This is a genomic window from Pseudomonas sp. GM84 (assembly GCF_000282535.1).
Classification (GTDB): domain Bacteria; phylum Pseudomonadota; class Gammaproteobacteria; order Pseudomonadales; family Pseudomonadaceae; genus Aquipseudomonas.
The window spans coordinates 1-10,580 of record NZ_AKJC01000117.1; the positions used below are offsets into that span (position 1 = coordinate 1).

Genomic DNA, 10,580 nt, shown 5'->3' on the forward strand with positions numbered 1-10,580 from the left:
ATGGGCTGCGAAGCAGCCCCATGCCACTACGCGGTCGCTTCCAGGAAATCCTGGGCAAAGCGCTGCAACACGCCGCCCGCCTCGTAGATCGACACCTCTTCAGCGGTATCCAGGCGGCAGGTCACCGGCACCTCGATGCGCTCACCGTTGGCCCGGGTAACCACCAGCGTCAAGGTCGCACGCGGCGTGCGCGCCCCCAGCACGTCGTAGGTTTCGCTGCCATCCAGACCCAGGGTCTTGCGATCGGTCCCTGGCTTGAACTCCAGCGGCAACACGCCCATGCCCACCAGGTTGGTGCGGTGAATGCGCTCGAAGCCTTCGGCGACGATCGCCTCGACACCCGCCAGGCGCACACCCTTGGCCGCCCAGTCGCGGGACGAACCTTGGCCATAGTCGGCACCGGCCACGATGATCAGCGGCTGCTTGCGCTCCATGTAGGTCTCGATGGCTTCCCACATGCGGGTCACCTTGCCTTCCGGCTCGATACGCGCCAGCGAGCCCTGCTTTACGCTACCGTCTTCCTTGCGCACCATCTCGTTGAACAGCTTGGGGTTGGCGAAGGTCGCGCGCTGTGCGGTCAGGTGGTCGCCACGGTGGGTCGCGTAGGAGTTGAAGTCCTCTTCCGGCAGGCCCATTTTCGCCAGGTACTCGCCTGCCGCGCTGTCGAGCATGATGGCGTTGGACGGCGACAGGTGGTCGGTGGTGATGTTGTCCGGCAGCACTGCCAGCGGGCGCATGCCACGCAGGGTACGCTCACCGGCCAGGGCGCCTTCCCAGTAAGGCGGGCGACGGATGTAGGTGCTCATCGGACGCCAGTCGTAGAGCGGCGCCACTTTCGGCCCACGGTCTTCTTCGATGGCGAACATCGGGATATAGACCTTGCGGAACTGCTCAGGCTTCACCGCCGCACGCACTACCGCGTCGATCTCTTCGTCGCTCGGCCAGATGTCCTTGAGGCGGATTTCCTTGCCGTCGACCACACCCAGCACATCCTTTTCGATGTCGAAGCGGATGGTACCGGCAATGGCGTAGGCCACCACCAGAGGCGGCGACGCGAGGAACGCCTGCTTGGCGTAGGGGTGGATACGCCCGTCGAAGTTGCGGTTGCCCGACAGTACGGCAGTGGCGTACAGGTCGCGGTCGATGATCTCCTGCTGGATCACCGGGTCCAGCGCACCGGACATACCGTTGCAGGTGGTGCAGGCGAAGGCGACGATGCCGAAGCCCAGTTGCTCCAGTTCCTTCTCCAGACCCGCCTCTTCCAGGTACAGCTGCACGGCCTTGGAGCCCGGTGCCAGCGACGACTTGACCCACGGCTTGCGGCTCAGGCCAAGCTTGTTGGCGTTGCGCGCCATCAGGCCTGCAGCAATCACGTTGCGCGGGTTGCTGGTGTTGGTGCAGCTGGTGATGGCAGCGATGATCACCGCGCCGTCAGGCATCTGCCCAGGCACTTCTTCCCAGGCGCCAGCGATACCCTTGGCCGCCAGGTCGCTGGTGGCGACACGGGCATGCGGGTTGGACGGGCCAGCCATGTTACGTACCACGCTCGACAGGTCGAACTGCAGCACACGCTCGTACTCGGCGTTGGCCAGGCTATCGGCCCACAGGCCGGTGGCCTTGGCATAGGTTTCCACCAGCTTGACCTGCTGCTCTTCGCGGCCGGTCAGCTTGAGGTAGTCGATGGTTTGCTGGTCGATGGCGAACATGGCTGCCGTGGCGCCGTATTCCGGGGCCATGTTGGAGATGGTCGCGCGGTCGCCCAGGGTCAGGGCACGTGCGCCCTCGCCGTAGAACTCGAGGTAGGCACCGACCACTTTCTGCTTGCGCAGGAACTCGGTCAGGGCCAGCACCAGGTCGGTGGCGGTGATGTTCGGCGCCAGCTTGCCGGTCAGCTCGACGCCGACGATTTCCGGCAGGCGCATCCACGAGGCGCGGCCGAGCATGACGTTCTCGGCTTCCAGGCCACCGACGCCGATGGCGATCACGCCCAGGGCGTCGACATGCGGGGTGTGGCTGTCGGTGCCGACGCAGGTGTCCGGGTAGGCCAAGCCGCGATCGTTATGGATGACCGGCGACATCTTCTCCAGGTTGATCTGGTGCATGATGCCGTTGCCCGGCTGGATCACGTCGACGTTCTTGAACGCCTTCTTGGTCCAGTTGATGAAGTGGAAGCGGTCTTCGTTGCGACGGTCTTCGATGGCGCGGTTCTTCTCGAACGCTTGCGGGTCGAAACCACCGCACTCGACGGCCAGCGAGTGGTCGACGATCAGCTGTACCGGCACCACCGGGTTGACCTGGGCCGGGTCGCCGCCTTTGTCGGCGATGGCGTCACGCAGGCCGGCGAGGTCGACCAGGGCGGTCTGACCGAGGATGTCGTGGCACACCACACGGGCCGGGAACCACGGGAAGTCGAGGTCGCGTTTGCGCTCGATCAGCTGGCTGAGCGAGGCGTCGAGGGTGGCTGGGTCGCAGCGGCGCACCAGGTTTTCGGCGAGCACGCGGGAGGTATAGGGCAGGCCGTCGTAGGCGCCGGGCTTGATCGCCTCGACTGCCTGACGGGCGTCGAAGTAGTCCAGGTCGGTGCCTGGCAGGTTCTTGCGAAATGCAGTGTTCATAATGGGCTCGGTCACGGAAGTCGGAAGTGAGCCGTCCTTGTGGGAGCGGGCTTGCCCCGCGAATGCGTCAGCAGCTGCACATCGGTTGCCTGGCCCGACGCATTCGCGGGACAAGCCCGCTCCCACAGGGAAACGGGCTGCCTCTCTTTATCTGATTCAGCGCTGCTCGATCGGTACGAACTGGCGCTGTTCGACGCCGACATACTCGGCGCTCGGGCGGATGATGCGGTTGTTGGCGCGCTGCTCGAACACGTGGGCCGCCCAGCCGGTCAGGCGCGAGCAGACGAAGATCGGGGTGAACAGCTTGGTCGGAATGCCCATGAAGTGGTACGCCGAGGCATGGTAGAAGTCGGCGTTGGGGAACAGGCGCTTCTGGTCCCACATGGTCTTGTCGATGGCCTCGGAGACCGGGTACAGGACCTTGTCACCGACTTCGTCGGCGAGCTGCTTCGACCAGCCCTTGATCACTTCGTTACGCGGGTCGGACTCTTTGTAGATGGCATGGCCGAAGCCCATGATCTTGTCCTTGCGCTCGAGCATGGCCAGCAGCTCGGTGACCGCTTCCTGCGGGCTCTGGAAGCGCTCGATCAGCTCCATGGCTGCTTCGTTGGCACCCCCGTGCAGCGGGCCGCGCAGCGAACCGATGGCGGCGGTGACGCAGGAGTACAGGTCGGACAGGGTCGAGGCACACACACGGGCGGTGAAGGTCGAGGCGTTGAATTCGTGCTCGGCGTAGAGGATCAGCGAGACGTTCATCACCTTGACGTGCAGCTCGCTCGGCTTCTTGCCGTGCAGCAAGTGCAGGAAGTGGCCGCCGAGGGTGTCTTCGTCGCTGGTGCAGTCGATACGCACGCCTTGGTGGGTGAAGCGGTACCAGTAGCACATGACAGCCGGGAACAGCGCCAGCAGGCGATCGGTCTTGTCGCGCTGGGCCTCGAAGGTCAGCTCGGGCTCCAGGGTGCCGAGCACCGAGCAGCCGGTACGCATCACGTCCATCGGGTGAGCATCGCCCGGGATACGCTCGAGCACTTCCTTCAGCGCCTGGGGCAGGTCGCGCAAGCCTTTGAGCTTGTGCTTGTACTCGGCCAGCTGGGCCTTGCTCGGCAGCTCACCGTACAGCAGCAGGTAGGCCACTTCTTCGAATTCGGCACCGGCTGCCAGGTCGCGGACGTCGTAGCCACGGTAGGTCAAGCCGGCACCGGCCTGGCCAACGGTCGACAGCGCGGTCTGGCCGGCCACCTGGCCGCGAAGGCCTGCGCCGCTGAGTACTTTTGCTTCGGCCATGGTGTTTCTCCTTTCTTGAATTTGTTATGGAATCTTTTCTGGCTAATTCGGGGTGGCTGTACCGGCCCTATCGCCGGCAAGCCGGCTCCCAAAGGTAGAGCGTGGGAGCCGGCTTGCCGGCGATGAGGCCAGCAAAGGCTTAACCTTTCTTCTGCGCGAACAACGCATCCAGGCTCTGCTCAAAGGCGTGGTAGCCAATGGCATCGTAGAGCTCCATGCGGGTCTGCATGGTGTCGATCACGTTCTTCTGGGTGCCGTCACGGCGCAGTGCGGTGTAGACATTCTCGGCCGCCTTGTTCATGGCGCGGAACGCCGACAGCGGGTACAGCACCAGCGACACGTCGACCTCGGCCAGTTCCTGGGTGGTGTACAGCGGCGTGGCACCGAATTCGGTGATGTTGGCCAGGATCGGCGCCTTCACGCGGTCGGCGAAGGTCTTGTACATCGCAAGCTCGGTGATGGCTTCCGGGAAGATCATGTCGGCACCGGCTTCGATGCAGGCGGCGGCACGGTCCAGGGCGGAGTTCAGGCCTTCGACTGCCAGGGCATCGGTACGCGCCATGATCACGAAGCTGTCATCGGTACGGGCGTCCACGGCCGCCTTGATGCGGTCGACCATCTCCTGCTGGGAGACGATTTCCTTGTTCGGCCGGTGACCACAGCGCTTGGCGCCTACCTGGTCTTCGATATGGATGGCGGCAGCGCCGAACTTGCACATCGAACGCACGGTGCGCGCAACGTTGAAGGCCGAAGAGCCGAAGCCGGTGTCGACGTCCACCAGCAGCGGCAGGTCGCAGACATCGGTGATGCGACGCACGTCGGTCAGCACGTCGTCCAGGCCGGTGATGCCCAGGTCCGGCAGGCCCAGGGAACCTGCGGCGACACCGCCACCGGAGAGGTAGATGGCCTTGAAACCGGCGCGCTTGGCCAGCAGTGCGTGGTTGGCGTTGATGGCGCCGACCACTTGCAGCGGATGTTCGGCGGCAACGGCGTCGCGGAAACGCTGACCTGGGGTGCTCTTCACAGTCATTTCTCACCTCGTGGGCTGTTGTTGTGAGCGTCCAGATAGTGACGCTCGATATTGCGCTTGGATGCACCGATGTGGCGGCGCATCAGGAGTTCAGCCAGCTCGCCGTCACGGTCGGCGATGGCATCGAGAATGCGGTGGTGCTCGGCAAAAGCCTGGTGTGGCCGATTGGGCGTGGCGGAGAACTGGATCCGGTACATGCGCACCAGCTGGTACAGCTCGCCGCAGAGCATCTTGACCAGGGTCTGGTTGCCGCTGCCCTGGATGATCCGGTAGTGGAAGTCGTAGTCGCCTTCCTGCTGGTAGTAGCCCAGGCCGGCCTGAAACGCGGCATCGCGCTCGTGGGTGTCGAGCACCCGGCGCAACTCCTCGATCTCGGCCTGGCTCATGCGCTCGGCGGCAAGGCGGCAGGCCATGCCTTCGAGCGACTCGCGGATTTCGTACAGTTCGATCAGTTCGGCATGGCTGAGCGACACCACCCGTGCGCCGACATGCGGCACCCGCACCAGCAGGCGCTGGCCTTCGAGGCGGTGAATGGCCTCGCGCAGCGGGCCGCGGCTGATGCCATAGGTACGCGCCAGCTCAGGCTCGGAGATCTTGCTGCCTGGGGCGATGTCACCTTTGACGATGGCTGCCTGGATGCGCCGGAAGACGTTCTCCGACAAGGTTTCCGTTTCGTCTGATGGCGCGAGGCTTGGGTCGCTGAGGTCCAGCATATTGTCGACACCTTGATAATCAATGGTGCAGAAATTAGCGAATCCGGCGCCGCCAGTCAAAGACAAAATGAATATTGTCGACAATCGTCTAAGAACGAACTTACCCGGTCGCCGCGCTGTCAGATCGCGACGCGCTGGCGTCAAGACATCGTCGTGATAGAATGCCGCGCTTTCCAAGGAGTATGGATAGTGTGTTTGTCATCAATTCATGTTGTTGACAGTTAATGAGGAAGCTTGCGCAGCAGTTGCCAGTCGCCTTGCCCCGAACCCTGCACAGCACCGCGCCAGGATTATGAGACTTACACCCGTATTATTGCTGCTATGCCTTACCCTGCTGCCGACCCTTGGTCAGGCGGCGGGCAAGACCGTGTACGGTCTGAACGAATACGCGCGCCTTGGCGACCTCGACCTCGAGGTGGCTGCCAAGCTCGATACCGGGGCCAAGACTGCGTCCTTGAGTGCCCGCGACATCAAGCGCTTCAAGCGCAACGGCGAAAGCTGGGTGCGCTTCTACCTGGCCATCGACGCCGCCCACTCGCACCCCATCGAGCGCCCACTGGCCCGGGTCAGCAAGATCAAGCGCCGGGCTGGCGACTATGATGCGGAATCAGGCAAGGCCTATACCGCCCGCCCGGTCATCGAACTCGACATCTGCATGGGCCAGGCCCTGCGCACCATCGAAGTCAACCTCACCGACCGCAGCGCGTTCCAGTTCCCGCTGCTGATCGGCTCCGAGGCGCTCAAGCACTTCGACGCGCTGGTCGACCCAAGCCTTAAATACGCGGCCGGCAAACCTGCCTGTGCCACCGACGCTCCCAAAGCAGAGTAATCCCGATGCGCTCTCTTACCCTCCATCTGAAAGTCCTGATCACCGTACTGGTGCTACTGGGCGTGGCGGTCACGGCTTATCAGATCTTCTTCCTCGGCATCCCGGTGACCGAGGATGAAACCGACGACCTGTGGAACATCGACGCCAAGGTCGAATTCGTCGCCAGCACCAAGGACCCGGTCAAGGTGCAGATGTTCGTGCCGCCGCTGAACCGCGACTACGTCAGCCTCAACGAGAGCTTCATCTCCAACAACTACGGGGTCAGCGTCAACCGCGCCGACGGCAACCGCAAGGTGACCTGGTCGGCCCGCCGCGCCAGCGGCAACCAGACCCTGTACTACCGCCTGGTGCTGACCAAGCGCTACAGCAACGAGAAGACGGCCATCAAGGGCCCGACCTTCCGTGACAGCCTGGCCGTCGAAGGCCCCGAGAAGATCGCCGCCGAAGCCCTGATGGCACCGATCCGCCAGCATTCCGCCGACGTCGAGACCTTCGTCAGCGAAACCATCAAGCGGGTCAACAACCTCAACGACGACAACGTCAAGCTGCTGCTGGCCGGCGACACCTCGTCCATGAAGAAAGCGCAGATCATCGACCTGCTGCTGTCCATCGCCCACGTGCCGATGGAGAAGGTGCACACCATTCGCCTGGTGGCCGACACCCCGCAGACGCCCGAGCTGTGGCTGCGCAGCTTCAACGGCAACGACTGGCTGTACTTCAACCCGGACACCGGCGAACAGGGCCTGCCGAGCGACCGCCTGCTGTGGTGGACCGGTGACGACAACCTGATCACCGTCGATGGCGGCAAGAAGGCCAACGTCACCTTCAGCATGAACAACAGCGAGATGAATGCCATCCGCCTGGCCAAGCTGACCGACGAGAACACCGACGCCGACTTCCTCGAATACTCGCTGTACGGCTTGCCGCTGCAGACCCAGCAAACCTTCATGATCATGGTGATGATCCCGATTGGCGTGCTGGTGATTCTGGTCCTGCGCAACCTGATCGGCATCCAGACCCTGGGCACATTCACCCCGGTACTGATCGCCCTGGCCTTCCGCGAAACCCAGCTGGGCTTCGGCATCGTGCTGTTCACGGTGATTACCGCGCTGGGGCTGTCGCTGCGCTCGTACCTGGAGCACCTGAAGCTGCAGATGCTGCCGCGCCTGTCGGTGGTGCTGACCTTCGTCGTGGTGCTGATCGCCGCCATCAGCCTGTTCAGCCACAAGCTGGGCCTTGAGCGCGGCCTGTCGGTGGCGCTGTTCCCGATGGTGATTCTGACCATGACCATCGAACGCCTGTCGATCACCTGGGAAGAACGCGGTGGCGGCCATGCCATGAAAGTGGCCATCGGCACCCTGTTCGCCGCCTCCCTGGCGCACTTGCTGATGATGGTGCCGGAGCTGGTGTACTTCGTCTTCACCTTCCCGGCGGTACTGCTGATTCTGGTGGGCTTCATGCTGGCGATGGGTCGCTACCGCGGCTACCGCCTGACCGAGCTCGTTCGCTTCAAGGCATTCGTGAAGAAGGCTGACGCCTGATGTTTGGCCTGATCAAGACGTGGAAAGCCCTGGAGGCCCGGGGCATCATGGGTATCAACCGGCGCAACGCGGACTACGTCCTGAAGTACAACAAGCGCAGCCTGTACCCGATCGTCGACGACAAGATCATCACCAAGGAGCGCGCGCTCGCCGCCGGCATCCATGTGCCGGAGATGTACGGCATCATCGAGACCGAGAAGCAGATCGAGAAGCTTCACGAGATCATCGGCGGGCGTAACGACTTCGTCATCAAGCCGGCCCAGGGCGCCGGCGGTGACGGCATCCTGGTGATTGCCGACCGCTTCGAGGACCGCTATCGCACCGTATCGGGCAAGATCATCAGCCACGAGGAAATCGAGCATCAGGTCTCGAGCATCCTCACCGGCCTGTACTCGCTCGGCGGGCACCGCGACCGCGCGCTGATCGAGTACCGGGTCACCCCGGACCAGATCTTCAAGAGCATCAGCTACGAAGGCGTGCCGGACATCCGCATCATCGTGCTGATGGGCTACCCGGTCATGGCCATGCTGCGCCTGCCGACCCGCCAGTCGGGCGGCAAGGCCAACCTGCACCAGGGCGCCATCGGCGTGGGTGTGGACCTGGCCACCGGCGTGACCCTGCGTGGCACCTGGCTGAACAACATCATCAGCAAGCACCCCGACACCACCAATGCGGTGGATGGCGTGCAACTGCCGAACTGGGATGGCTTCATGAAGCTGGCGGCCGGCTGCTACGAGCTGTGCGGCCTGGGCTACATCGGCGTGGACATGGTGCTGGACCAGGACAAGGGGCCGCTGATTCTCGAGCTCAACGCGCGCCCCGGGCTGAATATCCAGATCGCCAACGATACCGGGCTGACCCAGCGCACCCATGCCATCGAGGCGCACATCGAAGCACTGACCAAGGAGGGCATCAGCGAAGATGCCGAGCAGCGCGTTCGCGTTGCCCAGGGCCTGTTCGGGCACGTGCAGCCGCGCTGACCCTCAAGGGCCCTTTCGCCGGCAAGCCGGCTCCCACAGGCACCGCACCGCCCTCAAGGCCTGCACTGTACCTGTGGGAGCCGGCTTGCCGGCGAAAGGGCCGCAAAGCGGCCCCAAGGCGCAACCCAAAGGCTTAATGTCGCGCCAGCGCTAGGCGCTTTTCCTACACAGGTCTACAATCGCCCTCCTCGCTTTTACATCGCCGTCCACACTGATGCCGACCTGTACGCTCCACCCCCTGCCCTACCAGCCCGACCCTGCCGCCTACTTCGCCCGCCTGCGCCAAGCGCCCGGCGCGATTCTGCTCGACAGCGCCCGCCCCGGAGCGGAGCGCGGACGCTTCGACCTGCTCAGCGCCTGGCCCCGGCAACACCTGCAAGCACAGCCCGATGAAGACGGCCGCACCTTCCTGCAGCGCCTGCGCGCCGCGCTGGCCGAACTGGGCCACGCACAACTCCCCGACGGCATCGAATTGCCGTTTGCCGGCGGCCTGATCGGCTACCTGAGCTACGACTTCGGCCGCCGCCTGGAGCATCTGCCCAGCCAGTCCATTGACGATCTCAGCCTGCCGGATGCACAACTGGGTTTGTATGCCTGGGCCATGGTCACCGACCACGTGCTCGGCAGCAGCCAGCTGGTATTCCACCCGAGCCTGGCCAGTGCAGAGCGCGAGCGCCTGATCGCCTTGTTCGAAGCCCCTGACATCACTGCAAGCGGTGATTTCACGCTGCTCGCCCCCATGCAGGGGGATCTGCAGCCCGAGCAGTACCGCGCCGCCTTCGACCAGGTACAACGGTACATCCAGGCCGGCGACTGCTACCAGATCAACCTCACCCAACGCTTTCGCGCCCCTTGCCAGGGCGACCCGTGGCGCGCCTACCAGGCACTGCGCAAGGCCTGCCCGACGCCCTTCTCCGGCTACCAGCAACTGGCTGACGGCAGCGCACTGCTGAGCTTTTCCCCGGAACGCTTCATCCGCGTCAACCAGGGTCAGGTGGAAACCCGACCCATCAAGGGTACCCGCCCGCGCTCGGCCGACCCGACCATCGACGCGCGCAATGCCGAGGAGCTGCGCCACAGCCCCAAGGATCGCTCGGAAAACCTGATGATCGTCGACCTGTTGCGCAATGACCTGGGGCGCACCTGCCAGATTGGTTCAGTGAAAGTGCCCGAGCTGTTCAGCCTGGAAAGCTACCCCAATGTGCACCACCTGGTCAGCAGCATCACCGGGCAACTGGCCGCCGACAAGGACGCCCTGGACCTGATCGGTGACAGCTTCCCCGGCGGCTCGATCACTGGCGCTCCGAAAATCCGCGCCATGCAGATCATCGACGAACTGGAGCCGACCCGACGCGCACTGTATTGCGGCTCGCTGCTGTACGTGGATGTGCGTGGCGAGATGGACAGCTCCATCGCCATTCGCAGCTTGCTGGTCAAGGACGGGCAAGTCAGTTGCTGGGGCGGCGGCGCAGTGGTGGCCGACTCCGATTGGCAGGCGGAATACGAAGAGTCGATCGCCAAGGTGCGGGTGCTGATGGAGACCTTGCAGGGGCTGTAATCGAGTGGTCGCCTGTGAGGGCCCTATCGC

The 10,580-nt window shown here is 63.9% G+C and carries 8 protein-coding genes; 4 read left to right on the forward strand and 4 right to left on the reverse strand.

Going from position 1 to position 10,580, the window contains the following annotated elements:
* Positions 1-26: 26 nt before the first annotated feature.
* The 4 genes from acnD to PMI38_RS10495 all read right to left on the reverse strand — a co-directional run bounded on the left by acnD (position 27) and on the right by PMI38_RS10495 (position 5,642).
* Positions 27-2,615, reverse strand: coding sequence for a Fe/S-dependent 2-methylisocitrate dehydratase AcnD (acnD, locus tag PMI38_RS10480; RefSeq protein ID WP_008093585.1), 2,589 nt, complete (start codon positions 2,613-2,615; stop codon positions 27-29).
* Between the two features lie 156 nt (positions 2,616-2,771).
* Positions 2,772-3,899, reverse strand: coding sequence for a bifunctional 2-methylcitrate synthase/citrate synthase (gene prpC, locus PMI38_RS10485; RefSeq protein ID WP_008093587.1), 1,128 nt, complete (start codon positions 3,897-3,899; stop codon positions 2,772-2,774).
* 139 nt (positions 3,900-4,038) lie between these two features.
* Positions 4,039-4,929: a methylisocitrate lyase gene (prpB, locus tag PMI38_RS10490; RefSeq protein WP_008093589.1), complete on the reverse strand. Its 891-nt coding sequence runs from the start codon at positions 4,927-4,929 to the stop codon at positions 4,039-4,041.
* Complete coding sequence (locus PMI38_RS10495; protein WP_008093590.1) at positions 4,926-5,642, reverse strand: GntR family transcriptional regulator; 717 nt, start codon at positions 5,640-5,642, stop codon at positions 4,926-4,928. Before PMI38_RS10495 ends, prpB begins: the two co-directional genes overlap by 4 nt.
* Positions 5,643-5,934: 292 nt before the next feature.
* Between PMI38_RS10495 and rloA the strand changes: the two genes are divergently transcribed.
* From rloA to pabB, 4 genes are all read left to right on the forward strand, one after another.
* On the forward strand, positions 5,935-6,471 hold the full coding sequence (rloA, locus tag PMI38_RS10500) for a retropepsin-like aspartic peptidase RloA (protein WP_008093592.1): 537 nt from the start codon (positions 5,935-5,937) through the stop codon (positions 6,469-6,471).
* Between the two features lie 5 nt (positions 6,472-6,476).
* Entirely contained in the window at positions 6,477-8,012 is a 1,536-nt protein-coding gene (rloB, locus tag PMI38_RS10505; RefSeq protein WP_008093593.1) for an osmotic stress tolerance membrane protein RloB, read from the forward strand.
* A complete protein-coding gene (locus PMI38_RS10510) occupies positions 8,012-8,992 on the forward strand; it encodes an alpha-L-glutamate ligase-like protein (RefSeq protein ID WP_008093594.1) in 981 nt (326 codons plus the stop codon). The genes rloB and PMI38_RS10510 overlap by 1 nt, the downstream gene beginning before the upstream one ends.
* 214 nt (positions 8,993-9,206) lie before the next feature.
* A complete protein-coding gene (gene pabB / locus PMI38_RS10515) occupies positions 9,207-10,550 on the forward strand; it encodes an aminodeoxychorismate synthase component I (RefSeq protein WP_008093596.1) in 1,344 nt (447 codons plus the stop codon).
* Positions 10,551-10,580: the final 30 nt, after the last annotated feature.

Excerpts from the sequence above, each read along its gene's own strand:
- pabB (WP_008093596.1), top strand. The coding sequence starts at position 9,207 with ATGCCGACCTGTACGCTCCACCCCCTGCCCTACCAGCCCGACCCTGCC.
- PMI38_RS10495 (WP_008093590.1), bottom strand. The coding sequence starts at position 5,642 with ATGCTGGACCTCAGCGACCCAAGCCTCGCGCCATCAGACGAAACGGAA.
- rloA (WP_008093592.1), top strand. The coding sequence starts at position 5,935 with ATGAGACTTACACCCGTATTATTGCTGCTATGCCTTACCCTGCTGCCG.
- rloB (WP_008093593.1), top strand. The coding sequence starts at position 6,477 with ATGCGCTCTCTTACCCTCCATCTGAAAGTCCTGATCACCGTACTGGTG.
- acnD (WP_008093585.1), bottom strand. The coding sequence starts at position 2,615 with ATGAACACTGCATTTCGCAAGAACCTGCCAGGCACCGACCTGGACTAC.
- prpC (WP_008093587.1), bottom strand. The coding sequence starts at position 3,899 with ATGGCCGAAGCAAAAGTACTCAGCGGCGCAGGCCTTCGCGGCCAGGTG.
- prpB (WP_008093589.1), bottom strand. The coding sequence starts at position 4,929 with ATGACTGTGAAGAGCACCCCAGGTCAGCGTTTCCGCGACGCCGTTGCC.
- PMI38_RS10510 (WP_008093594.1), top strand. The coding sequence starts at position 8,012 with ATGTTTGGCCTGATCAAGACGTGGAAAGCCCTGGAGGCCCGGGGCATC.